The sequence below is a fragment of the Streptomyces sp. 184 genome (assembly GCF_045781775.1).
Taxonomy (GTDB): domain Bacteria; phylum Actinomycetota; class Actinomycetes; order Streptomycetales; family Streptomycetaceae; genus Streptomyces.
This window is the reverse complement of sequence record NZ_CP123230.1, coordinates 6,699,571-6,722,683: the sequence shown is the minus strand read 5'-3', so window position 1 is coordinate 6,722,683 and position 23,113 is coordinate 6,699,571. Positions and strand designations below refer to the sequence as shown.

15 protein-coding genes are annotated in these 23,113 nt (G+C 73.5%); 8 read left to right on the top strand and 7 right to left on the bottom strand.

Translation table 11 applies throughout. From position 1 onward, the window contains the following. The first annotated feature begins 98 nt into the window (after positions 1–98). Complete coding sequence (locus tag QBL21_RS28505; RefSeq protein WP_407565102.1) at positions 99–803, top strand: response regulator transcription factor; 705 nt, start codon at positions 99–101, stop codon at positions 801–803. Continuing rightward, the gene (locus QBL21_RS28500; protein WP_407565101.1) at positions 800–2,368 is read left to right on the top strand and encodes an ATP-binding protein; all 1,569 of its coding nucleotides are present in this window, start codon (positions 800–802) and stop codon (positions 2,366–2,368) included. Before QBL21_RS28505 ends, QBL21_RS28500 begins: the two co-directional genes overlap by 4 nt. Positions 2,369–2,545: 177 nt before the next feature. Here the strand turns inward: QBL21_RS28500 and QBL21_RS28495 are convergent, their stop codons facing one another. The 4 genes from QBL21_RS28495 to QBL21_RS28480 form a co-directional block, all read right to left on the bottom strand. Beyond that, positions 2,546–3,964 (bottom strand): GH1 family beta-glucosidase, encoded by a 1,419-nt coding sequence (locus QBL21_RS28495; RefSeq protein WP_407565100.1) that lies wholly within the window; start codon positions 3,962–3,964, stop codon positions 2,546–2,548. A 121-nt stretch (positions 3,965–4,085) separates the two neighbouring features. Continuing rightward, positions 4,086–4,997 (bottom strand): carbohydrate ABC transporter permease, encoded by a 912-nt coding sequence (locus tag QBL21_RS28490; protein WP_407565099.1) that lies wholly within the window; start codon positions 4,995–4,997, stop codon positions 4,086–4,088. A 10-nt stretch (positions 4,998–5,007) separates the two neighbouring features. Next, a complete protein-coding gene (locus QBL21_RS28485; protein ID WP_407565098.1) occupies positions 5,008–6,003 on the bottom strand; it encodes a carbohydrate ABC transporter permease in 996 nt (331 codons plus the stop codon). Positions 6,004–6,014: 11 nt separating this feature from the next. Beyond that, positions 6,015–7,187 (bottom strand): ABC transporter substrate-binding protein, encoded by a 1,173-nt coding sequence (locus tag QBL21_RS28480; RefSeq protein ID WP_407566593.1) that lies wholly within the window; start codon positions 7,185–7,187, stop codon positions 6,015–6,017. Between the two features lie 440 nt (positions 7,188–7,627). Between QBL21_RS28480 and QBL21_RS28475 the strand changes: the two genes are divergently transcribed. From QBL21_RS28475 to QBL21_RS28465, 3 genes are all read left to right on the top strand, one after another. Further along, positions 7,628–8,683, top strand: a complete 1,056-nt coding sequence (locus tag QBL21_RS28475; RefSeq protein WP_407565097.1) for a LacI family DNA-binding transcriptional regulator — start codon at positions 7,628–7,630, stop codon at positions 8,681–8,683. A 367-nt stretch (positions 8,684–9,050) separates the two neighbouring features. Then, positions 9,051–11,882 carry a glycoside hydrolase family 48 protein gene (locus QBL21_RS28470; protein WP_407565096.1) on the top strand — a complete coding sequence of 944 codons (2,832 nt, stop codon included), beginning with the start codon at positions 9,051–9,053 and terminating at the stop codon, positions 11,880–11,882. A gap of 157 nt (positions 11,883–12,039) precedes the next feature. Next, positions 12,040–14,622: a glycoside hydrolase family 9 protein gene (locus QBL21_RS28465; RefSeq protein ID WP_407565095.1), complete on the top strand. Its 2,583-nt coding sequence runs from the start codon at positions 12,040–12,042 to the stop codon at positions 14,620–14,622. Positions 14,623–14,944: 322 nt separating this feature from the next. Here QBL21_RS28465 and QBL21_RS28460 read toward each other — a convergent pair whose 3' ends face one another. Continuing rightward, the gene (locus tag QBL21_RS28460) at positions 14,945–16,594 is read right to left on the bottom strand and encodes a beta-N-acetylhexosaminidase (protein WP_407565094.1); all 1,650 of its coding nucleotides are present in this window, start codon (positions 16,592–16,594) and stop codon (positions 14,945–14,947) included. A 148-nt stretch (positions 16,595–16,742) separates the two neighbouring features. Between QBL21_RS28460 and QBL21_RS28455 the strand changes: the two genes are divergently transcribed. Next, positions 16,743–17,024 carry a hypothetical protein gene (locus QBL21_RS28455; protein WP_407565093.1) on the top strand — a complete coding sequence of 94 codons (282 nt, stop codon included), beginning with the start codon at positions 16,743–16,745 and terminating at the stop codon, positions 17,022–17,024. A gap of 47 nt (positions 17,025–17,071) precedes the next feature. Further along, positions 17,072–18,886, top strand: a complete 1,815-nt coding sequence (gene glmS / locus QBL21_RS28450; protein ID WP_407565092.1) for a glutamine--fructose-6-phosphate transaminase (isomerizing) — start codon at positions 17,072–17,074, stop codon at positions 18,884–18,886. Between the two features lie 66 nt (positions 18,887–18,952). Here glmS and QBL21_RS28445 read toward each other — a convergent pair whose 3' ends face one another. After that, positions 18,953–20,080 (bottom strand): HesA/MoeB/ThiF family protein, encoded by a 1,128-nt coding sequence (locus QBL21_RS28445; protein ID WP_407566592.1) that lies wholly within the window; start codon positions 20,078–20,080, stop codon positions 18,953–18,955. Positions 20,081–20,306: 226 nt separating this feature from the next. Between QBL21_RS28445 and QBL21_RS28440 the strand changes: the two genes are divergently transcribed. Continuing rightward, complete coding sequence (locus tag QBL21_RS28440; protein WP_407565091.1) at positions 20,307–21,587, top strand: M14 family zinc carboxypeptidase; 1,281 nt, start codon at positions 20,307–20,309, stop codon at positions 21,585–21,587. 326 nt (positions 21,588–21,913) lie between these two features. Here QBL21_RS28440 and QBL21_RS28435 read toward each other — a convergent pair whose 3' ends face one another. Continuing rightward, entirely contained in the window at positions 21,914–22,435 is a 522-nt protein-coding gene (locus QBL21_RS28435) for a universal stress protein (RefSeq protein ID WP_018834110.1), read from the bottom strand. Positions 22,436–23,113 lie beyond the last annotated feature (678 nt).

Genomic DNA, 23,113 nt, shown 5'->3' with positions numbered 1-23,113 from the left:
CGGAACCGCCCGCCCGCGCGCCCCCCGCCGCCACGTGCGCCCCCGCGGGGTCGCCGGCGGGGCGGCGCACACCGCGCTTTTGGCGTACGTTGCCGGGCATGGCAAGTGTGCTGGTGGTGGAGGACGACCAGTTCGTGCGCTCCGCGCTGATCAGGCATCTGACGGACGCCGCCCACACCGTGCGCAGCGTGGGCACGGCGCTGGAGGCGCTGCGCGAAGTCGCGCACCACGGCTTCGACGTCGTGATCCTCGACCTCGGGCTGCCCGACCTCGACGGCGCCGAGGCGCTGAAGATGCTGCGCGGCATCACCGACGTACCGGTGATCGTCGCCACCGCGCGGGACGACGAGTCCGAGATCGTCCGCCTCCTCAACGACGGCGCCGACGACTACCTGGTCAAGCCCTTCTCCGTCGAGCACCTCCAGGCGCGCCTCGGCGCGGTGCTGCGCCGCACCGGGGGCCGCACCGCCGTCGTCCCGCCGCCGCGGGAGCTGTGCGTCGGCGGGCTCGCCATCGACCTGCGCAGCCGCCGGGCGGTGCTGGACGGCCGCGAACTGGACCTGACCCGCCGCGAGTTCGACATGCTGGCGTTCCTCGCCGAGCGGCCCGGCGTCGTCGTACCGCGGCGGGAGCTGCTCTCCGAGGTGTGGCGGCAGTCGTACGGCGACGACCAGACCATCGACGTCCATCTGTCCTGGCTGCGCCGCAAGCTCGGCGAGACCGCCGCCGACCCCCGCTACCTGCACACCCTGCGCGGCGTCGGCGTGAAGCTCGAACCACCGGCAGGGATCCCGCCCGCATGAGATGGGCGCTGGTCAAGGTGTGCCTGGCGGTCACGGTGATGGTCGTGGTCGCCTTCGCCGTGCCGCTGGGGCTGGTCGTCAAGGAGATGGCCCGCGACCGGGCGCTGACCAACGCCGAGCGGATCGCCGCCGGCATCGGCCCGGCGCTGGCGATCACCACCGACGCCGAGCAGTTGGAGCGCGCGGTCGGCAGCACCGAGGCCGGCGCGGGCGGGCGCATCGCGGTGCACGTGCCGCGCGGGAGCGCGGAGGGCATGTCGGCGGTACGGATCGGGGAGCCGCGCGCCGGCGCGGCGGACGTCGAGCGCGCCTCCGGCGCGGGCACGTCGTCGCTGGTCGCCGTGGACGGCGGGCAGGCGCTGCTCCAGCCCATCGCCGTCGAGGGCGACCGGGTCGCCGTCGTGGAGGTGTTCGTGCCGGCGGGGGAGCTGACCGAGGGCGTGACGCTGGCGTGGCTGGTGCTGGCGGGCGTCGGGCTGGCGCTGGTCGCGGGCTCCGTCGCCGTCGCGGACCGGCTCGGCACCCGGATGGTACGGCCCGCGCGCCGGCTCGCGGGTGCCGCGCACGAGCTGGGGGAGGGCAAGCTCGGCGTCCGGGTCGAGGAGTCGGGCCCGTCCGAACTGCGCTCGGCCGCGGCGGCGTTCAACTCGATGGCCGACCAGGTCACGCTGCTGCTGGCCAACGAACGCGAGCTGGCCGCCGACCTCTCCCACCGGCTGCGCACCCCGCTGACCGTGCTGCGGCTCAACGCCGCCTCCCTCGGCGAGAGCGGCGCCGCGGAGCAGACCCGGCAGGCGGTGGCCCAACTGGAGCGCGAGATCGACCAGATCATCGCGACCGTGCGCGAGCAGCGCGGCCGGCCCGCCGGGCAGCAGGCGGCGGCGGTGGTCGGCTGCGACGTCTCCGCGGTCATCAGGGAGCGGATGGAGTTCTGGTCGGCGCTGGCCGAGGACGAGCGCAGGTCCGCGCGGCTGGCGGGGGTCGACCGGCCGGTGCAGGTGCCGGTGGCGCGCGCCGAACTGGCCGCCGCGATCGACGCGCTCATCGGCAACATCTTCCGGCACACCCCGGAGGGCACGGACTTCTCCGTCGACGTGCACCACGCCGGCGACGCCGTCATCGTGCTCGCCTCCGACGCCGGCCCCGGCATCCGCGACGCCGAGGCGGCGCTCGCCCGCGGGCAGGGGCAGGGCGGGCCGGGGTCGACGGGGCTGGGGCTGGACATCGTGCGGCGGGTCGCGGAGTCGACGGGCGGGGACGTGCGGATCGGGCGGTCGGTGCTGGGCGGCGCGGAGATACGGCTCTGGCTGGCGCTGCGCACCGGGCCGGCCGCGGACGGCGAGCGGCGCCGGCACCGGGTGGTGCGCGGGCGGCGCGGCCGGGCGGTGGAGGAGGGCGCGGCTGCGGGCAGGGCGGAGGGGGCGTACGGCAAGGACGGCCCGTACCGGAAGGGCGGGACGGACGGCAAAGGCGGCAAGGGCGGGAAGGGCGGCAAGGGGGGCAAGGGCGGGGCGGCGGGTACGGGGGCCGCCGCGGGCGCGAGCGCGGGTGCGCGGCGCGCGTAGCCCGGCGGCGGCCCCCGCCCTGAAAGGCGAGGGACCGCCGTGCCGGCGGCGGACCCCCGCCCGTCACGCGGCGGCACCCGTCCGGCCTGCGAATACCCTCGCCGTCCCGGTGGCGCCCGGTGGCCTCCCGGCCCGCCGGGTGCCGGCCCGTCGGGCGTACCGCCGGGCGCCGGTCCGTCAGATGTCGAGCGGCGGCAGCGCCCCCGCGCGGACCACGTCCGCGTACCAGCGGGCGCTGGACTTCAGGGTGCGCTGCTGCGTGGTGTAGTCGACGTGCACCGCGCCGAACCGCTTGCCGTAGCCGTACGCCCACTCGAAGTTGTCCAGCAGCGACCACAGGAAGTAGCCGCGCACGTCGGCGCCCTCGCGCATGGCGCGGTGCACGGCGCCGATGTGCCCGTGCAGGTACGCGATGCGGTCCGGGTCGTGCACCGAGCCGTCCGGCTCCGGCTTGTCGTCGTACGCGGCGCCGTTCTCGGTGATGTACAGCGGCAGGTCCGGCGCGTCCGCGGTGAACCGCAGCAGCAGCTCCGTCAGCCCGGTGGGGTCGACGGTCCAGCCCATCGCGGTGCGCTCGCCCGGCGGCTGGTGGAAGGCGATGTGGTCCGCGGCCGGCCAGGGGGACTGCGCGCCGCCGCCGTGGCCGTCGGCGCGCTCGGGCCGGGTGCCGCCGGAGACGGCGGAGACGACGGTGGGCGTGTAGTAGTTCAGGCCCATCGAGTCCAGCGGGTGGCTGATGTGCCGCAGGTCCCCGTCCCGTACGAACGACCAGTCCGTCAGCCGCGCGGTGTCGTCGAGCAGGTCGGGCGGGTAGGCGCCGTCGAGCATCGGGCCGGTGAAGACGCGGGTGGCGAGCGCGTCGACCTGGCGGGCCGCGTCCCGGTCGGCCTCGGACTCCGTACGCGGCCGGACGACCGCGGGGTTGAGGCTGACGGAGATCTGGGCGCGGGCCGGCAGCGCGATGCGCAGCGCGTCGGCGGCGAGCCCGTGGGCGAGGTTGAGGTGGTGCGCGGCGCGCAGCGCGGCGACGGGGTCGGTGCGGCCGGGGGCGTGCACCCCGGCGGCGTAGCCGAGGAACGCGCTGCACCACGGCTCGTTGAGCGTCGTCCACAGCTCGACGCGGTCGCCGAGGGCGTCGCCGACGAGACGGGCGTAGTCGGCGAACCGGTGCGCCGTGTCGCGCTCCGGCCAGCCGCCCGCGGTCTCCAGCTCCTGGGGCAGGTCCCAGTGGTAGAGCGTGAGCACCGGTTTGATGCCGGCCTCCAGCAGCTCGTCGGCGAGCCCGCGGTAGAAGTCGAGCCCGCGCTGCACGGCGGGGCCGCGGCCGGTGGGCTGGACGCGCGGCCAGGAGACGGAGAAGCGGTACGCCCGCACCCCGAGCCCGGCCATGAGGCGTACGTCCTCGGTGCGCCGGTGGTAGTGGTCGACGGCGACGTCCCCGGTGTCGCCGCCCGCGGTCTTCCCGGGGGTGTGCGAGAAGGTGTCCCAGATGGAGGGGGTACGGCCGTGCTCCCGCGCGGCGCCTTCGATCTGGTACGCGGCGGTGGCCGTGCCCCACAGGAAGTCCTCGGGGAAGGTGGCGTTTTTGTCGGACATCTGGGAGCGCTCCCAATCTCGGCGGTGACGAACGTCGTGGACAACGAGGGCCGGTCGTTTCTCAACTGCCCCCGGGCGGTGCGCGGGTGGCGGAGCCGCCGGGCGAACGGGCCACGGCCGCTCAGCCCTTGACCGCGCCGTGCATGATGCCGCCGACGATCTGCTTGCCGAAGAGCAGCAGGAGCAGCAGCAGCGGCAACGTGCCCAGCAGTGCGCCGGCCATGATCACCGACTGGTCGGGGATATAGCCGCGGCCCAGGCTGGTGAGTGCCACCTGCACCGTCGGGTTCTCCTGGGTGAGCGCGATGATCGGCCAGAAGAACTCGTTCCATGCCATCACGAACGTGAGCATCCCCAGCACGGCCATCGCGGGCCGGGCGGCGGGGAAGACCACGTGCCAGATGACCCGCACGCTGCTCGCGCCGTCCACCCGGGCCGCCTCGATCAGCTCCGTGGGCAGCGCCTGGATCAGGTACTGCCGCATGAAGAACACGCCGAAGGCGCTGACGATGAACGGCAGGATCACCGACTGGAGCTGGTCGATCCACTCCAGCTTGGCGATCGCCATGTACAGCGGCACCACGCTCAACTGCGGCGGCACCATCATCGTGCCGATCACCAGCAGCATCAGCATGTTCTTGAAGCGGAACCGCAGCTTGGCGAAGGCGAAGCCGGCCAGGGTGCCGAAGAGCACGGTGCCCGCGGCGATCGCCCCGGCCACGAGCGTGGTGTTGAACAGGGCCAGGCCCATGTTCGCGTCGGACCAGGCGGTCTCCATGTTGGAGAACAGGTTGCCGCCGAACCACAGCGGCGGCGGCGTCTCCGCCAGCCGCTCGTTGGTACGGGAGGCGGCGATCGCGGTCCAGATCAGCGGGAAGAGCGAGATCGCGGTGAAGAGCAGCAGGACGGCGTACGTCAGCTTGCCCGCCCGCTGCTGGCCGCCCGCCTCCCCGGCCTTCGGTGCGCGCCGCCGCCGCCGGCGGGCCGGGGCCGCGCTCTCGGTCTCGGGGGCGGTCTCTGTCAGCGTTGCCATGAGCTTCCCTTCAGCTCTTCCGCAGCCGGCGCGAGATCAGGCCGAAGACGATGCCGATCACCACGAGGATCAGGAACATCACCCAGGCGATGGCCGCGGCGCGGCCGAGGTGCAGGTTGCGCCAGCCCTGCTCGTACAGGTAGAGACCCAGGGTCTGGAACTGGTGGTCCGGGCCGCCGGACGCGCCCGCGCCCTCCTCGAACAGCAGCGGCTCGCCGAAGAGCTGGACCGAGCCGATCGTGGAGACCACGACGGTGAAGAGGATCGTGGGCCGCAGGGAGGGGATGGTGACGTAGCGGAACTGCTTCCAGCGGGAGGCGCCGTCGAGCGCCGCGGACTCGTAGAGGTCGTGCGGCACGGCCTGCATCGCGGCCAGGTAGATCAGGGTGTTGTAGCCGGTCCAGCGCCAGATCACGATCGTGGAGATGGCGATCTTCGAGGTCCAGTCGCCGCTCTTCCAGTCGATCTCGTCCACGCCGAACAGGCCGAAGAACCAGTTGATGAGCCCGTAGTCGCGGCCGTAGAGCATCGCGAACACCAGCGTCGCCGCCGCCACGCTGGTGGCGTACGGCGCGAGCATCGCCACCCGGAAGAAGGAGGAGGCGCGCATCTTGTAGTTGAGCAGGTGCGCGAGGCCCATCGCCATCAGCAACTGCGGGACCGTGGAGAGCACCGCGAGGGTGAAGGTGACCCACAGCGAGTTCCAGAAGAAGTGGTCCTCGAACAGCCGCGTGTAGTTGTGCAGCCCGGCCCACTCCATGTCGGTGGGCGCCGTCAGCTCCACCCGGTGCAGCGAGGCCCACGCGGTGTAGAGCAGCGGGAAGAGGCCGAAGGCGGCGAAGAACAGGAAGAAGGGCGAGATGAAGGCGTACGGGCTGAATTTGGCGTCCCACCGGTAGCGGCGGCTGCGCCACCTCTGCCGCCGGTCGTCGGGCGCGGCCCGTTTCGGGGCCGCGCCCCCCTCGGTGGAGGGGGGCGCGTCCACGGGCGTACCAGTCTGCGTCATGGCCGGTGGTCTCACTGGTCCAGTGCGTTGTCCACGGCCTTGACGGCTTCGTCCCAGGCGCCGTCGGGGTCCTGCTTGCCCTGCTCGATGAGCTGGAGGCCGTTGCCGATGTTGTCGTCGATGACCTGGTCCTTCGGTCCGATCGTCTGGACCGGGATCTCCTCGGCGGAGGCCGAGAACAGCTCACCGATCGGGGCGTCGCCGAAGTACGGGTTGGTGGCGGTCTTGACCGCGTCCATGTCGTACGCGGGCGGGGCGCTCGGGAAGTTGCCGCGCTCGGCGAAGAGCTTGGCCTGCTGCTCGGGCGCGGTCAGCCAGGCGACGAGCTTGGCGGCCTCGTCCTTGTTCGGGCCGGACTCGGGGACGCCGAGGAAGGAGCCGCCCCAGTTGCCGGGCTTGGGCGACCGGGCCACGTCCCACTTGCCCTCGGCCTTGTCGCCGCCCTTCTCCTGGATGTAGCCGAGCATCCACGCCGGGCAGGAGATGGTGGCGAAGTCGCCGTTGCTCATCGCCTGGTCCCACTGCTTGGTGAACTGCTCCAGGTTGCCGGTGAGCTTCTCCTCGGCGGCGGTGGAGGCGATGCCCCAGGCGGCCTCGACGTCCGGGCTGTCCTTGTAGATGACCTCGCCGGACTCGTCGTAGTACTTGCCCGAGCTGGACGCGATGGCGCCGTCGTACACGGCGTCTGCGGAGTCCACCCAGGCGACCCCCTCGGGGCCGTTGTCCTTGAAGTCCCGGCCGGCGTCGAGGAACTTCTCCCAGTCGCCCGCCCACAGCTCGGCGACCTCTTCGCGGTCGGTGGGCAGGCCCGCCGCCTTGAAGTGGTCCTTGCGGTAGCAGACGGCCATGGGGCCGACGTCGGTGCCGAGCCCGATGGTCTTGCCGTCGTCGGCGGTGGCCTGCTGCCACTTCCAGTCGAGGAAGGCGTCCTCGGAGGCGCCGTCGACCTTGCCGAGGTCCATGAACCGGTCGGCCTGGGTGTCGACGACCTCGGCGATGTTGGCGACCTCGATGGCCTGGACGTCGGCCAGACCGCTGTTGCTCGTCAGGTGGTTGAGGAGCGCGGGGTAGTAGTTCTCGTTCCGCTCGATCACGTCCTGCTTGATCGTGATGTCCGGGTTGAGCTTCTCGTACTCGTCGTAGAGCCCGGCCTCCTCGAAGCCGAAGGTGCCGAAGAGCCCCATGGTGAGGGTGGTCTTCCCGCCGCCCCCGTCCCCGGAGTCGGTCTTCGAGCCGTCGTCGTCATCGCTCGCGCACGCGCTGAGCAACCCGGTGCCCAGAGCGGCTGCGGCCAAAAGGCCCACGGCCCGTCGGGTCGTGCGGTAACTGCGCACTGCATCCTCCTAGCGCCCTGACACGTGCCGCTCCTGCCGGAGGTCTACGAGGGGGATCGGGAGTGGCGGCTCGGGCGGGCTTTTCGTGCGGGTTCTCTATGGGTCGAGTAGAGTGGGAGCGCTCCCAGAAGTGATTGGTTGAAGGGTGGCCTGTCGGCGAGGGGGTGTCAAGGGACCGGACATCTCGACCGGGTCCCGTTACGCGGCTGTTAGCTTCGGTGCGGCCCGCGGACCGGGGGCGGGGGCGAGAATCGGACAGTCAGCAGACAGCCATAACGCGGGAGGGTGGAATGGCGGTCAGGGATCGGCGTACGCCGGTGGCGCGCGGCGGGCGCGGCGGCAGACCAACGCTGGAGCAGGTTGCCGCGCGAGCCGGTGTGGGCAGGGGGACGGTGTCCCGGGTGATCAACGGATCGGACCAGGTCAGCGAGCAGGCACGGACGGCGGTCGAACGCGCGGTCGCGGAGCTGGGCTACGTGCCCAACCGCGCGGCGCGGGCGCTCGCGGCCGGCAGCGCGGACGCGGTGGCGCTGGTGATCCCCGAGCCGGAGACGAGGCTCTTCTCCGAGCCGTACTTCTCGGACATCGTCCGCGGGGTGAGCGCGGAGCTGGCGGAGACGGACAAGCAACTCCTGCTGACCCTCATCCGCTCGCCGCGCGAGCGGGAGCGGCTGGCGGCGTATCTGAGCGCCGACCGGGTCGACGGCGTGCTGCTGGTCTCCGTGCACGAGGGCGACCCGCTGCCGGAGATGCTGGCGGCCATGGGGCTGCCGGCGGTGCTCAACGGCCGCCGGGCGGCGAGCGAGTCCGTGCCGTACGTCGACTCGGACAACACCGGCGGCGCCCGGGCGGCCGTCGAACACCTCATCGGGCGCGGGCGCGAGGCGATCGCGACCATCACCGGCCCGTCCGACATGTACGTCGCGAGCTGCCGGCTCGCGGGCTACCGGCAGGCGTTGCGGGCGGCCGGCCGGGAGGACGACACCGGGCTGGTCGCCGTCGGCGACTTCACCGAGGAGGGCGGCCGGCGGGCGATGCGCGAGCTGCTGGAGCGGCGGCCCGGGCTGGACGCGGTCTTCGCCGCCTCCGACGTGATGGCGGCGGGCGCGCTCCAGGTGCTGCGCGCGGCCGGCCGGGCGGTGCCGGACGAGGTGGCGGTGGTCGGCTTCGAGGACTCGCCGGTGGCCCGGCACACCGACCCGCCGCTCACCAGCGTCCGGCAGCCCACCGAGGAGATGGGCCGGGCCATGGTGCGGGTGCTGCTCGACGGGCTCGGCGCCGAGGGCGGCGCGGAGGGGCGGCACGTGGTGCTGCCGACGGAGCTGGTGGTACGCGCCTCGGGGTGAGCGGGCGGCCCCTCGCGGGGGCCGGAACGGTCGACGGGGCGGGCCCGGTCGCGGGTCCGCCCCGTACGCGTGCGGGGGTCGGCGCTCCGGTCCGTACCGTGCAACGGGCCTGCCCCCGGGTCGACTTCTGTCCGAAGCCTTGACAGGTGCATAGCCCTTCGGGAGATTGGGAGCGCTCCCACGCTTCAAGACTTGCACCTCCCTTCCGGAGGAGAGGACGGGGGCGAACCACGCCCAGCCCACCCCCGTCCGGTCTGCTCAGCCGGGCCGGGCGCACACAGGCCCCGTGCGCCCGGCCCGGCTGTCCCCCCACGCCGTCCGCTCGCGAGTCCGCACGCCCGAACACCTTCCAAGTCCAGGAGGATTCGTGCACGCACCCCGCACTCCCGACGAGCCCGCACGGCTGTCGCGAAGATCGTTCAGCACCGCCGCAGGCGGCGCGCTCGTCGCCCTCGGCGCCGGGCAGGCCCTGGCCGGCGGCACCGCCCACGCCGCCCAGGCACCGGCGGGCGGGCGTACGAAGGCCGTCGCCGCCACCCCGTACACCGACGCCTTCCTCGCCCAGTACGAGAAGATCAAGGACCCGGCCGGCGGGTACTTCAGCCCCGACGGCATCCCCTACCACTGCGTCGAGACCCTGATCGTCGAGGCGCCCGACCACGGCCACCAGACCACCTCGGAGGCGTTCAGCTTCTGGATCTGGCTGGAGGCCGCGTACGGCAGGGTCACCGGCGACTGGGGCCCGTTCAACGGCGCCTGGGAGACCGCCGAGCGGTCCATCATCCCGCCGCACGCCGACCAGGCCACCAGCGGCTCGTACCAGCCGGGCTCGCCCGCCACCTACGCGCCCGAGCACCCCGAGGTCTCGTCCTACCCCTCCCAGCTCGACCCCGCCGTGCCCGTCGGGCAGGACCCCATCGCCGCCGAACTGGCCTCGGCGTACGGGACGATGGACATCTACGGCATGCACTGGCTGATGGACCTCGACAACGTCTACGGCTACGGCAACACCCCCGGCACCGGCGGCCAGAACGGGCCCGGCCCCGGCGCGTCGTTCATCAACAGCTACCAGCGCGGCTCCCAGGAGTCCGTCTGGGAGACCATCCCGCAGCCGACGACGGACCTCTTCGAGTTCGGCGGCCCCAACGGATACCTCGACCTCTTCGTCGACGACGCCTCCTACGCCCGGCAGTGGAAGTACACCAACGCGCCCGACGCCGACGCGCGCGCCGTGCAGGCCGCGTACTGGGCGCTGACCTGGGCCCGGGAACAGGGCAACGAGAGCCAGGTGGCGGAGTCCGTGGCGCGGGCCGCGAAGATGGGCGACTACCTGCGCTACGCCATGTTCGACAAGTACTTCAAGCAGATCGGCGACTGCGACAGCCCCACCGGCTGCCCCGCCGGCACCGGCCGCACCTCCCAGCACTACCTGCTGTCCTGGTACTACGCCTGGGGCGGCTCCACCGGCACCGGCGGCGGCTGGGCCTGGCGCATCGGCGACGGGGCCTCCCACCAGGGCTACCAGAACCCCTTCGCCGCCTGGGCGCTGTCCACCGTCCCCGAGCTGACCCCGCGCTCGCCCACCGCGAAGAGCGACTGGGCCACGTCCCTCACCCGGCAACTGGAGTTCCTGCGCTGGCTCCAGTCCACCGAGGGCGCGCTCGCCGGCGGCTGCACCAACAGTTGGGAGGGCAGCTACAGCGCCCCGCCCGCCGGTACGCCCACCTTCTACGGCATGCCGTACGACTGGCAGCCCGTCTACCACGACCCGCCCAGCAACAACTGGTTCGGCTTCCAGGTCTGGGGCATGGAGCGCGTCGCGCAGTACTACCACGCCACCGGCAACGCCGACGCCGAGGCGGTCCTCGCCAAGTGGGTGGCCTGGGCCTCGGCCGAGACCACCGTCGGCGCCGACGGCAGCTACCGCTTCCCGTCCACGATGCGCTGGACCGGCGCCCCCGACACCTGGAACGCGAACAACCCGGGCGACAACGCCGGCCTGCACGTGGAGGTCGTGGACTACGCAGACGACGTCGGCGTCGGCGCCGCGCTGGTCATGACGCTGGTCTACTACGCCGCCCGGGCCGAGGACGCGGATGCCGCGGCGCTGGCCAAGGCGCTGCTCGACGCGATGGCCGCGCACGCCGACGACAAGGGCATCGCCGTCCCCGAGACCCGCCGCGACTACAACCGCTTCGAGGACGAGGTCTACGTGCCCGCCGGCTGGTCCGGCACCTCCCCGTACGGCGACCCCATCGAGCCCGGCGTCACCTTCATCGGCCTGCGCCCCTGGTACCGGGACGACCCGGACTGGGAGAAGGTGCAGACGTATCTCGACGGCGGCGCCGCGCCGGTGTTCACGTACCACCGCTTCTGGGCCCAGGCCGCCCTCGCGCTCGCCCTCGCCGCCTACGGCGAGCTGCTCGGCGGCGAGACCCCCGGCGGCCCCGGCGACGACACCGAGCCGCCGACCGCGCCGGGCGGGCTGCGGGTCACCGGCACCACGGCGAGCAGCGTCGCGCTGGCCTGGACCGCCGCGACGGACAACGTGCGGGTGACGGCGTACGACGTGTACCGCGACGGCACCCCCGTCGGCAGCGCGACCTCGACGTCCTTCACCGACAGCGGGCTCGCCGCCGCCACCGCGTACGCCTACACGGTCACCGCCCGGGACGCGGCGGGCAACGCCTCGCCGCACTCGGCCACGGTGCGGGCGACGACCGGAACGGGCACCGGCACCGGGGCGGTGAAGGTCGAGTACCGCAACAACGACCAGGCCCTCACCGACAACCAGATCAAGCCCGGCCTGCGGATCGTGAACACCGGCGGGGGCGCGCTGAGCCTGTCGACGCTGACCCTGCGCTACTGGTTCAGCGGCGAGTCCGGCGCGACCACCTACGGCACCCACTGCGACTACGCCCAGCTCGGCGCCGCCAACGTCACGCACCGCGTGGTCGCGGCCGGCGGCGGCAGGGCCGGCGCCACGCACTACCTGGAGGTCGGCTTCACCGCGGGCGCCGGCAGCCTCGCGGCGGGCGCCTCCACCGGCGACGTCCAGTTGCGGCTGAACAAGACCGACTGGTCCGCCTTCGACGAGTCGGACGACTACAGCCGCGCCACCACCACCGGCACGTACATCGACGCGCCCCGAGTCGTCGCGTACGTCGCCGGCTCGCCGGTGTGGGGCACTGAGCCCTGATGCCGGCGCGCGGCCGGTGCGTACCGCGTCGGACATCCGGCGGGTACGCACCGGCCGCGGTACGACCGCGGGTCGAACCCGCCCGAGGGGCGCGGCCGTGACGACGAGGGGTGCGGCCGCGCCCCGCCCCCACCCCCCTGTCGAAAGGACCCCTTCCGTGAGACGGCACATACCCCGTGCCCTCGCCGCCGCACTGGTCGCCGGAGCGCTCGCCGCGCCCGGCGCCGTCGCGGCCGACGAGGGCCCCGAGCTGATCGTCAACGGCGGCTTCGACGCCGGCACCGCCCCCTGGTGGTGGACGCCGGACAGCCCCGGCGCCGTGGTGGACGGGCGGCTCTGCGCCGACGTGCCCGCCGGCACCGTCAACCCGTGGGACGCCATCGTCGGCCAGGACGACCTGCCGCTCGCCGCCGGTGAGACCTACGCCCTGAGCTACACCGCGACCGCCACCGCGCCGGTGACGGTCCGCACCAACGTGCAGCAGGCCGTGGAGCCGTGGGGCCAGTTCTTCTCCTCCGCGGACCAGGTGACGCAGACCCCGCAGACCTTCGAGCACGTCTTCACGGCCACCGCCGCGGACGACGCCGCCCAGCTCGCGTTCCAGATCGGCGGCAGCGACACGGCGTACACCTTCTGCGTCGACGACGTCTCGCTGCGCGGCGGTGCGGAACAGCCCCCGTACGACCCGGACACCGGCTCCCCGGTGCGCGTCAACCAGGTCGGCTACCTCACCGAGGGGCCGAAGAACGGCACCTTCGTCACCGAGGCGACGCAGCCGCTCGACTGGACCCTGAACGCCGCCGACGGCACCGAGCAGGCGAGCGGCACCACCGTGCCCGCGGGCACCGACCCGACCTCGCTGGAGAACGTGCACACCTTCGCCTTCGGCGACTTCACCGAGGCCGGCGAGGGCTACACCGTCACGATCGACGGCGAGACCAGCGAGCCGTTCACCATCGGCGACGACATCTACGGCAAGCTGCGCACCGACGCGCTCGCGTACTTCTACCACAACCGCAGCGGCATCGAGATCGACGCCGAACTGGTCGGCGAGGAGTACGCCAGGCCCGCCGGACACGTCGGCGTCGCGCCCAACCAGGGCGACGACGACGTGCCGTGCCAGCCGGGGGTCTGCGACTACACGCTGGACGCCGCGGGCGGCTGGTACGACGCGGGCGACCACGGCAAGTACGTCGTCAACGGCGGCATCGCCGCCGCGCAGGTGATGGGCGCGTACGAGCGCACCCTGACCACCGACGGCGCCGACGGCGAGCCGATCGGCGACGGCAAGCTCGCCGTGCCCGAGCGCGGCAACGGCGTGCCCGACGTGCTCGACGAGGCGCGCTGGCAACTGGAGTTCCTGCTCGCCATGCAGGTCCCCGCCGGCGAGGAACTGGCCGGCATGGCGCACCACAAGCTGCACGACGCGCAGTGGACCGGCCTGCCGACGCTGCCGCACGAGGACGCGCAGCCGCGCGAGCTGCACCCGCCGTCCACCGCCGCGACGCTCAACCTCGCCGCCACCGGCGCGCAGTGCGCGCGGCTCTACGCGGACTTCGACGCCGACTTCGCCGACCGCTGCCTGGCCGCGGCCCGTACGGCCTACGCCGCGGCCGAGGCGCACCCGGACCGGCTCGCCGACCCGAACGACGGCACCGGCGGCGGCGCGTACAGCGACGGCGAGGTGAGCGACGAGTTCTACTGGGCCGCCGCCGAGCTGTACCTGTCCACCGGCGAGGACGCCTACCTCCAGGACGTGCTCGGCTCGCCCCTGCACGGCGACGCCGAGGCGGTCTTCCCCGGCGGCGGCATGTCGTGGGGCGCCACCGCCGGGCTCGGCGCGCTGGACCTGGCCACCGTGGACAGCGGGCTGACGGACGCGCAGCGCGCGGTCGTACGGGGCATGGTCACCGACGCCGCCGACGGCTACGCGGCCGACGCCGCGAACGCCGCCTACGGCCTCCCGTACGCCCCCGACGGCGGCCGCTACGTCTGGGGCTCCAACAGCCAGGTGCTCAACAACATGGTCGTCCTGGCCACCGCGCACGGCCTGACCGGCGAGGCCGGCTACCGCGACGCCGTGCTCACGGGCCTCGACTACGTGCTGGGCCGCAACCCGCTCAACCAGTCGTACGTCACCGGTTACGGCGAGCGCGACTCGAAGAACCAGCACCACCGGCACTGGGCGAACCAGCTCGACCCGAGCCTGCCCAACCCGCCCGCCGGGGCGCTGGCCGGCGGCCCGGACTCGCAGTTGGAGGACCCGGTCGCGCAGCGGGAGCTGACCGGCTGCCCGCCGGCGATGTGCTACATCGACGACATCGAGTCGTACTCGACCAACGAGGTCACGATCAACTGGAACGCCCCGCTCGCCTGGATCGCCGGCTACGCCGACGACCTCGGCGCCGCCGGCGGCGGCCCCGGCCCGGGCCCGGGCGAGGAGTGCGCCGCGGCGTACAGCGTGCCCAGCCAGTGGCCCGGCGGCTTCACCGGCACCGTCACGATCTCCTGCGACGGCGCCGCCCTCGACGGCTGGACCGCGGAGTGGGACTTCCCCGACGGACAGCGCCTCCAGAACGCCTGGAACGCCGTCTGCACCCAGTCCGGGACCAGGGTGAGCTGCCGCAACGCCCCGTACAACGGCGCGGTGCCGGACGGCGGTTCCGTCTCCTTCGGCTTCAACGCCGGCTGGAGCGGCAGCAACGGCGCGCCGCGGGAGGTGAAGCTCGGCGGCACCTGAGCGGACGGCCGCCCGCGGCGGCGCGCTCTCCGCGCGCCGCCGGGGCGGCTGCCCCGTCCGGGGCGGCGCGCGGATTAAGCGCTTCCGATGCGTTCCTCAAGAGAGCCTTAAGCCTGGTGCTCCGCGCCCGGGTTGGGCGCTTTGCCGGAGTCGGGGCCACTAGCGTGCGTAGCGTTCCTCGGGACGGCGCGGAGGCCGTGGTCTCCAGCCGTGCCGAGCGGTGCGGGCCGTCCCCCCACCGCCTCCCCTCCGCGGGCTCCGCGGCTGCGCCGCGGACCGGCAGCCGCCGGGGGGAGGCGGGCCCGTGCCTCCTGCCGGGGGGTCACTCCCAGGGCACCTGCGTCGAGCGGTAGAAGTCGATGCCCATCGCGTCCCACCGCGGGCCCTGCGCCACCAGCCGGTCGCGGTAGCCGTCCCAGCCGAGCTTCGCGGCGGGGGACCAGCCCAGCTCGGCGGCGCCCGCGGCGCGCGGGAAGGCCATGAACTCGATCTGGTCGCTGGTCGACAGCGTCTCCGACCACAGCGGCGCCTCGACGCCGAGGACCGCGCTCTCGGGCACGCCGCCGCCCATGTACGTGCCGGGGTCCCAGTCGTAGGACTGCCGCACCTCGACGTACCCGGCCCAGCTCAGCCCGAGGGGCGTCTGCGCGTGGTACTTCATGTCCAGATACGTCCTGTTGGCGGGCGACAGGACGAGCGGCGTGCCGGCCTTGGCCGCGTCGATGACCTCCTGGTCGTTGCCGCTCGTGCCCCAGTACTGGGCGACGGCGCCCTCGACGGGGTTCGCGCCGGCGAGCTGGTGCCAGCCGATCACGGTCTTGCCGTACTTGCCGACGATCTCCTGGGCGCGGTCCATGAAGGCGACGTACTCGTCGTGCGGGGTGGAGTGGGCCTCGTCGCCGCCGATGTGGAGGTACGGGCCGGGCGTCAGCTCGGCCAGCTCGCGCACGACGTCGTCCACGAAGTCGTACGTGACCTCCTTCGGCACGCACAGCGAGCTGAAGCCGACGCTGGTGCCGGTGTACAGCGGCGGGGCGACGCCGTCGCAGTTCAGCTCGGCGTAGGAGGCGAGGGCGGCGTTGGTGTGGCCGGGCATGTCGACCTCGGGCACGACGGTCATGTGGCGGCTCGCGGCGTACGCGACGAGGTCGCGGTACTGGTCCTTGGTGTAGTAGCCGCCGGGCCCGCCGCCGACCTGCGTGCTGCCGCCGTACTCGGCGAGGTTCGGCCAGGAGTCGATGGCCAGCCGCCAGCCCTGGTCGTCGGTCAGGTGCAGGTGCAGGGTGTTGTACTTGTACAGCGCGAGCTGGTCGATGTAGCGCTTGGCCTGCTCGACCGTGAAGAAGTGCCGGGAGACGTCCAGCATCGCGCTGCGGTACGCGAAGCGGGGCTCGTCGGTGATCCGGCCGCCGGCCACCAGCCACGGCCCGTCCTGCTGGGTGCCCGCCTCCACGGCCGCGGGCAGCAACTGGCGCAGCGTCTGCACGCCGTGGAAGAGCCCGGCGGGGGCGGCGGCGGTGATCAGCACGCCGCCGGCGCCGGAGGTCAGCTCGTAGCCCTCGGTGCCGACGGCCTTCTTCAGCTTGGCGTTCAGCCGCAGCTCGACGTCGCCGGACTTGCTGCCGACGGGCAGCTCGAAGCCGGTCGAGGGGCGCAGCACGCCGGCCAGGTACTCGCCGGCGTCGCGGGCGGAGCCGGCGGCGGCGGAGCTGCCGGAGGGCACCCGGATGCCGGTGGCGGCGGTGATCTCGTACGGGCTGCCGCCGGGGGCGACGGCGGCGGGGGCGGGGATGACGGAGTCCAGCGCGGCCGGCTCGGCGGCCCGGGGCTGTGCGCCGCCGGGTGCGGTGCCGGGCGCCGCCGCGCCGCCGGCGCCGACACCCGCGGCGACGGTGAGCAGCAGCGCGACGCCGAGGCGCGCGAGGGAACGCGGGGAGCGGTGGGGGGTGGTCCTCAGGCGGTGACGTCTCACAGTGGTCCCTTCGGGGCTGCGGGTCGTACGCATGGCATGGACATTCCAGGCGTACCGCCGGTGCCCACCCCGGTCAAGGGTGTAGACCAATCTGTCGAGGGAAAGGAGTGATTCCTGCCCGATTCCGGGCAGATTTCTTGCGTAAGACATGATCATCAAGCACTATCAACAGGTGCACGACGACCTCATCGACCACCTGATACGCAGCGCGCCGCTCAGCCGCGGCGAGGCCGCGCGGGTCGTCCAGGACGTCCTGGCCTACTTCGACGAGACGACGCCCGCGTTCGTCCGCCGCCGCCACCGCGAGCTCCAGGCGGGCGGCCTGGTGAACGACGAGATCTTCGACCGGATCGCCCGCGAGCTGGCGCACCGCGCGGTCGCGCCCCCCGAGCTGACCCGGCGCCAACTGCGCCGCATCGTCTACGGCTAGCCGCACCACCCCTCAACCCTCACCCTCCCCGACAGGAAGCGAACGATATGTGCGGAATCGTCGGTTACATCGGCAAGCGTGACGCCGCGCCCCTGCTGCTCGAAGGGCTCCAGCGGCTGGAGTACCGGGGCTACGACTCCGCCGGTGTGGCCATCGCCGCCCGCTCCGGCGCGCTGAAGACCGTCAAGGCCAAGGGCCGGGTACGGGAGCTGGAGGCCCGGCTGCCCAAGCGCTTCGCCGGCGCCACGGGCATCGCGCACACCCGCTGGGCCACCCACGGAGCCCCCAGCGACGCCAACGCCCACCCGCACCTGGACGAGGCCGGCAAGGTCGCCGTCGTGCACAACGGCATCATCGACAACGCCGCCGACCTGCGCGCCAAGCTCGCCGCCGACGGCGTCGAGCTGGTTTCCGAGACCGACACCGAGGTGCTGGGCCACCTCATCGGCCGCTCCGCCGCCGCCACCCTGGAGGAGGCCGTACGCGAGACGCTGCGGCTGGTGGAGGGCACGTACGGCATCGCCGTGCTGCACGCCGACCACCCCGACCGCATCGTCGTCGCCCGCAACGGCTCGCCCGTCGTGCTCGGCATCGGCGAGCGGGAGATGTTCGTCGCCTCCGACGTCGCCGCGCTGGTCTCGCACACCCGCCAGGTCGTCACCCTCGGCGACGGCGAGATGGCCACCGTCAAGGCCGACGACTACCGCACGTACACCACCGAGGGCTCGCGCACGTCGTCCTCGCCGGAGACGGTGGAGTGGTCGCCCGAGTCGTACGACATGGCCGGCCACGACACTTACATGCACAAGGAGATCTGCGAACAGGCCGACGCCGTCGACCGCGTGCTGCGCGGGCGCATCGAGGACCGGTTCTCCACCGTCCACCTCGGCGGCCTCAACCTGGGCGCCCGCGAGGCACGCGCGGTGCGCCGGGTGAAGATCCTCGGCTGCGGGACCTCGTACCACGCGGGCATGATCGGCGCGCAGTTGATCGAGGAGCTGGCGCGGGTGCCCGCGGACGCCGAGCCGGCCAGCGAGTTCCGCTACCGCAACCCGGTCGTCGACCCCGACACCCTCTACGTCGCCGTCTCCCAGTCCGGCGAGACGTACGACGTGCTGGCCGCCGTGCAGGAGCTGAAGCGCAAGGGCGCGCGGGTCCTCGGCGTCGTCAACGTCGTCGGCTCGGCCATCGCCCGGGAGACCGACGGCGGCATCTACGTGCACGCGGGCCCGGAGGTCTGCGTGGTCTCCACCAAGTGCTTCACCAACACCGTCGTCGCCTTCGGCCTGCTCGCCCTGCACCTCGGCCGTATCCGCGACCTGTCGGTCGCCGACGGCCGCCGCGTCATCGAGGGGCTGCGCCGGCTGCCCGAGCAGATCGCGGAGATGCTGCGCGGCGAGGACGGGATCCGGGCGCTGGCCAAGGAGTACGCGCACGCCAGGTCGATGATGTTCATCGGCCGGGTCCGCGGCTACCCGGTGGCCAGGGAGGCGGCGCTGAAGCTGAAGGAGGTCAGCTACATCCACGCCGAGGCGTACCCGGCCTCCGAGCTGAAGCACGGCCCGCTGGCGCTGATCGAGCCGGAGGTGCCGACGGTGGCGATCGTGCCGGACGACGAGCTGCTGGAGAAGAACCGCGCCGCGATGGAGGAGATCAAGGCCCGCGAGGGCCGCATCCTCGCGGTCGCCCACCGCCGGCAGGAGAAGGCGGACCACACGATCGTCGTCCCGCGCAACGAGCCGGAGCTGGACCCCATCCTGATGGGCATCCCGCTCCAACTGCTCGCCTACCACACGGCGCTGGAGCTGGGGCGCGACATCGACAAGCCCCGCAACCTGGCGAAGTCGGTGACGGTGGAGTAGCCCGCGGCGGCAGGGGCGGCGCGCCCGCCGGCGGCCGGGGCTGCCGCGGGGGTGCCGCCGCGCTGCTCACCCGGGGCTGCCGCAGGCCGGGCAGTCGGGGCGGCGTGGCAGCCGGAGGGTCACCTCGTCGCCGGGCACCATCAGGTTGAACCCGAAGCGGAAGCCCGGTTCGAGCGGCGGGACGCCGGTCAGCAGCGCCAGGGCACCGTACGCGACGAGCGCGCCGGACAGGCCCGCGGTGACGGCGCTGGCCGGGTTCCACGGCAGGTGGGCGGAGGCGGCGGGCTCGTCGGCCCCCTCGGGCAGGCCGAGGTCGGCCTGCTGCGTCGCCTGCTCGTGCAGGCACTCCCAGCACGCGCCGGTGCCGGGCCGGTGGATGCCGGCGGTGACCAGCGGCCCGCTGTAGCCGCCGTCCACCCACGGCAGGCCCGCGGCCAGACAGGCCCGGTTCACCCAGCGCCGTATCTGCGGCGGCCCGTCGGCGCCCAGCACGAACAGGTCGTACGGGGGCGAGGACGCGAGGACGGCGGCGAGCTGGCCGGCGGTGGCGACGCGGCGGATCTCGCCGGTGACGCGGACGTCGGGGTTCAGGCCCGCGAGCCGGTCGACGGCCGCCTCGGCCTTCGGCCTGCCCAGGTCGGCCTCGCCGTAGAGCAACTGCCGGTTGAGGTTCGACAGTTCCACCCGGTCGTCGTCCAGCAGGTGCAGGCGGCCGACGCCGGAGGCGGCCAGGTGCCAGGCCGCGGCGCCGCCGGTGCCGCCGACGCCCAGGACGAGCACCCGGGCCTCCTTCAGCCGCAGTTGCGCCTCCCACGCGCTGGCGCGCGCGCCCAGGTCCATCCACCGCAGCAGCGGCACGCCGCGGCTGTAGCGCTCGGCCTCCCGCGCCGAGAACTGCCCGGGCAGCGGCGCCGCGGCGTCCTCCAGGAACCCGGCCGAGGCCAGTTGCTCCAGCGCGGCGGTCACGTCGCCGGGTTCGAGGCCGTCGTGGCGGGTGAGCACCGCGGTGACGATGTCCCGCGAGCTGCGGGTGCCGTCGGCGGCCTCGACCAGCGTCCACAGCCAGCCCTTGGGATCCTCGATCTCCGCGCCCACGCCGTAGATGACACTGCCGATACGGATGTTTCCCGCCACGGTGCGGTAGCCGCGGTGCTCCGGTTTGACCCGTGGACGCGCCCACTGCGCCACCGCCATGCCCACCCCAGGATGATGCGACAGGAAGTCTTGCACCGACGCGGCCCAATGTGCACTACTGAGAGGGTCGTTTCAACCACACAGAGTGGACCCCTGCGGAGGGAGGCGCGATGCAGGAGATCAGGATCCGTCGTCTCGACAAGAAGGAGACGACAGGCGACAGCAACCCCAGCGGCGAGTGAGGCCCGCCGGCGTCCCCGCGTTGGCGCGGCACCGCTACCCCACCGTGGACGACCTCACGCGAACGGCTCGCGACCTGGTACGGCGCCATCCCTCCCGCTGCCGGCTGCGGCAGGTCGGCGCCTCCCGCGCGGGGGAGCCGCTGTGGCTGCTCTCCGCCGGACACGGCTCCCGGAACGTCCTCGTGGTCAGCGGCGCGCATGCGAACGAGCCGGCCGGGGGCGCCGCCGTAGCAGAACTGGCCTGCCGCGCCGTGCGCGGCGGACCCGACGGCCGGCAGGACCGCGCCGCCGCCTGGCACTTCCTGCTCTGCCTGGACCCGGACGGCGCCCGCCACACCGAGGCGTGGACCCGCCACCCCGGCACGCTGGAGCGGCAGCTCCGCCACTTCTACCGGCCCGCCGCCGACCAGCAGCCCGAGTGGCTGCCGCCGCCCGGCACCCGCGCCGCGCCGCTGCCGGAGACCCGCGCCCTGCTGACCGTGCTGGACGAACTGCGCCCGGTGCTCCAGATCTCCCTCCACGCCAACGACGCCGGCGGCGCCTGGGCGCAGCTCACCCACGACCTGCCGGGCGCCCCCGCGGCGCTCGCGCACGCCGCCGCCGGCGTCGCCGTCCCGCTGGCCGTCGCGCCGGTGGACACCCTGCACATGCCCAGCGCGGGCCCGGGCGTCTTTCTGATGGCCGCCGGCGCCGGGCTCGACGCCAACGTCGTCCACCGCGACTGGCTGAACCGTTCCACGTGGTTCCACCCGCTGTGCCACGGCACCGTCACCGCCGTCGTCGAGACGCCGGTCTGGGCCGTCGAGGCCATCGCCGACCGCCGGCCCACCGAGGCGCCCGATCTGGTCGTCGGGCAGGCCGTGGCGCATCTGCGCACGCAGGCCGACCAGTTGGCGTGGCTGCTGGACGAGGCCCGCGCCGGTTTCGCCGACGCGCCCGGGCCGCTGCTGGACGCCGCGGCCTGGCTGACCGACGCCTGTCTCACCAACGCCGCGCAGTGGTCCGCGCCGCCCACCCCGGGCGGCGCCGCGCCCGCGGCGACCGCCGGCGGCGCCCTCGCGCTGCGGATGGCCGCCCAGCGGCTGCCGCTGCGGGCCGCGGCCATGCTCGCCCGCGCGACCGACGGCCATCCCGTCGGCCCGGCGGCCGAGGCGCTGCTCACCGGCTGGCGCAGCCGCTACGCCGCGGACTTCGCGCCCCGCTGGATCCCGGTGCGCGACCAGACCGCACTGCAAACGGAGTTCATCAGCCGCCTCGCCCGCCTGGCGCTCAACGCCCGGCGGTACACCGGCGGATCACCCGCGGCGCACCACCGCGATCGGTGACCCCGGCCCGCGGCCCGGGGCGCACCCGGCGGCCCCGTAGCGGAAGCCGGTCCCGCGGCCGTACGGGTGGAGACGAAAGAGCGGCCCTCTGCGCGTGCCACCACGTCGCGCAGAGGGCCGCCTCCCCTGTGCCGGCGTCGCCCAATACGCCGGCGGTGCCGCTGCCGTACCGGGGACCGTCACCTCCCGGTCGGCAGCGCGTCGTCGTGTCCCCTATATGCCCCTCACAAATTCACAACCCACATCTACTCGCGAGTAGATTTCTCGCGCCGTGCGGAACCGCAGGTGCGACCGGCGCGACCGGCGCAAACGTGCGCGGGGGGCGGCTACGGCACGACGACGACGGGCCGTTGCGCCCGCCGGGCGAGCCGGCCCGCGACGGAGCCGAAGATGCGGCCCACGATGCCCTGGGTGGAGCCGACGACGATGGCGTCGGCCTCGTACTCCCGGCCGACCTCCTCCAGTTCGTGGCAGATGTCGCCGCCGCGCTCGACGAGGATCCAGGGCACGTCGGAGAGATAGTCGGCGCAGGCGAGTTCCAGCCCGAGCACCTCGGTGCGGTGGTCCGGCACGTCCACGAAGACGGGCGGCTCGCAGCCGGCCCAGACGGTGGTGGGCAGCCGGTTGGCCACGTGCACGATGATCAGGCCGCAGCCCAGCCGCCGCGCCATGCCCACCGCGTAGGCAAGGGCGCGTTCGCTGGAGGTGGAGCCGTCGAAGCCGCAGACGACGCCGTGCTTGAAGGCGGGATCGCAGCCTTGGCGCGGCTCGGCCGCCGCTTCCAGGTCCGCCGTGGGATCGGCGACCGGCTTGCGGTCCGCGGGTTCGGGGATTTCGTGACCGGCCATCGGTGTCTCGGCGAAGGGAATCCTCGTGACTGGAGGGACTCGGCTTGCTGTGTCCGGGAATCATCTTCCCAATCCCGTACAACAAGGGTACGGCGACACTACCTCCCTTGCCCAGGGTCGGGCGGCAGTATGCCAGGTGGCCCCCGCGAACGGTTCACAGGAGCATGCCCGAGTGCGGCGTCCGGCGCAACGCCGACGGGGTCGCGCGGCGGCCCGGCGATCCGTCGCGGGCGCCGTCGGGGGGCGCACGGTACCGGCGCTCACGGATCCGGTGTCCGCCCTTCGTGCCGCCCCCCACGCTTCCGTGCGCTGCTGCCGCGCCCCCCGGGCGCATCGTCGCCGCCGCGAACGCGCACGCGGCCCGTGCGCCGGGGTCGCGCCGCAGGACACGGCGGGGCGCACTCGTCCACCGGCGTTTTCGCGGCTCCGTGCGTCCGTCCGCCCGTGGTTGAGGGGACAACTTCCTGTGACCCGATCTTTTCGGCCAACTTCCCTTCTGCACACCGGAGTTGCGAGACTGAAGGCTGGAACGTTCCGGGCTCGGGGGGCTGGGGGCGCAGTCGGGGCGCACGAGCCTTGCACGTCGGAGAACCGGAGGGGGGTGGCCTTCCCTGTTGCGTGAACCAGTGAAACCGTTCGCGATCGAAAGCTTCACGCCAGGTTTCCATGTCGACATAG

Coding starts and splice junctions, on each gene's coding strand:
- QBL21_RS28435 (WP_018834110.1), bottom strand. CDS start 22,435: ATGGCCGGTCACGAAATCCCCGAACCCGCGGACCGCAAGCCGGTCGCC.
- QBL21_RS28445 (WP_407566592.1), bottom strand. CDS start 20,080: ATGGCGGTGGCGCAGTGGGCGCGTCCACGGGTCAAACCGGAGCACCGC.
- QBL21_RS28500 (WP_407565101.1), top strand. CDS start 800: ATGAGATGGGCGCTGGTCAAGGTGTGCCTGGCGGTCACGGTGATGGTC.
- QBL21_RS28485 (WP_407565098.1), bottom strand. CDS start 6,003: ATGACGCAGACTGGTACGCCCGTGGACGCGCCCCCCTCCACCGAGGGG.
- QBL21_RS28505 (WP_407565102.1), top strand. CDS start 99: ATGGCAAGTGTGCTGGTGGTGGAGGACGACCAGTTCGTGCGCTCCGCG.
- QBL21_RS28480 (WP_407566593.1), bottom strand. CDS start 7,187: ATGGGGCTCTTCGGCACCTTCGGCTTCGAGGAGGCCGGGCTCTACGAC.
- QBL21_RS28490 (WP_407565099.1), bottom strand. CDS start 4,997: ATGGCAACGCTGACAGAGACCGCCCCCGAGACCGAGAGCGCGGCCCCG.
- QBL21_RS28475 (WP_407565097.1), top strand. CDS start 7,628: ATGGCGGTCAGGGATCGGCGTACGCCGGTGGCGCGCGGCGGGCGCGGC.
- glmS (WP_407565092.1), top strand. CDS start 17,072: ATGTGCGGAATCGTCGGTTACATCGGCAAGCGTGACGCCGCGCCCCTG.
- QBL21_RS28455 (WP_407565093.1), top strand. CDS start 16,743: ATGATCATCAAGCACTATCAACAGGTGCACGACGACCTCATCGACCAC.
- QBL21_RS28495 (WP_407565100.1), bottom strand. CDS start 3,964: ATGTCCGACAAAAACGCCACCTTCCCCGAGGACTTCCTGTGGGGCACG.